This is a genomic window from Kitasatospora sp. NPDC058184 (assembly GCF_042883725.1).
Lineage (GTDB): Bacteria > Actinomycetota > Actinomycetes > Streptomycetales > Streptomycetaceae > Kitasatospora.
On sequence record NZ_JBHVVE010000076.1, the window covers coordinates 1 to 1,079 of the forward strand.

Sequence of the window (1,079 nt, forward strand, 5' to 3'; positions counted from 1 at the left end):
CTAGGGCCTGTGTGATGTTGTGATCAGTTGGGTGGTCGCACGAGGTCGTCTATCCAGATCATTGAGGCGCGGAGGTGGAGGCCTGCGAGGTAGCTCTCGGGCTTCTTGTCGAACCGGGTGGCGATGCCCCGCCAGGCCTTCAGCCTGTTGATCAGGCGCTCGACGGTGTTCCGCTCCTTGTAGAGGTCGGTGTCGTGGTCGACGGGTCGGCCGCCCCTGCTGCCCTTCCGTTTCCGGCTGGCGGCCTGGTCTTTCTTCTCCGGGATGACGGCCTTGATGCCGCGTTTACGCAGGTAGGCGCGGTTGGCGCGGGACGAGTAGGCCTTGTCTGCGGCGACCGCGCCGGGCCGGGTGCGGGGCCGGCCGACGGGCAGGCGCACGCGCACCTTGTCGAGCACGGGGACGAACTGCGGGCTGTCTCCGGCCTGCCCGGCGGTCAGGACGAGTGCCAGCGGACGGCACCGGCGGTCGGAGGCGAGATGGACCTTGCTGGTCAGCCCGCCCCGTGACCTGCCGAGCTTGGCCTGCTTCAAACGGAGTTCGCGTCGCCGTCGGATGCGTCTGCGCTCGTCCTGTCCGTTCTGTTCCGGTGGCCCGCCCCCTTTTGCCGGGCCGTCTCCTGCTCGCGCGCGGCCTCCTCCAGGGCCTGCATGACATCGTCGTCGACGAGCATCCCGGCGGCGTCGTGGTGGGCCCGGACGGTCGTGGAGTCGACGCTGACCAACGACAGGTCCGCCTTCCCCTCGCGGGCGGCCGCGGCGATCAGGCCTTCGAGCAGGGCACTGAACACGCCGGCGTCCCGCCAGACCCGGAACCGGCCGAAGACCGTGGACCAGGGGCCGAACTCCTCGGGCATCTCCCGCCACTGCCCTCCGGTCCTGAACCGCCAGATCACACCCTCGAACTGGTCACGAAGCCGTTCGGGGTAGGGCCCGAACCTGCCGATCGGCAGATAGGGCTCGATCAAACTCCACTGCTTGTCGGTGAGTTGCCTGCGCGTCACATCCAACAGTCCTACCGGGTTCTGCCCCAGAGCGGGGCAGAACCCGAAGATTGATCACAACATCACACAGGCCCTA

1 pseudogene is annotated in these 1,079 nt (G+C 68.1%); it reads right to left on the reverse strand.

The annotated features are described in order from the left end of the window. Nucleotides 1–23: 23 nt before the first annotated feature. Nucleotides 24–1,003 (reverse strand): annotated as a pseudogene (locus tag ACFVXH_RS41435) (IS5 family transposase). Between the last annotated feature and the right edge of the window lie 76 nt (nucleotides 1,004–1,079).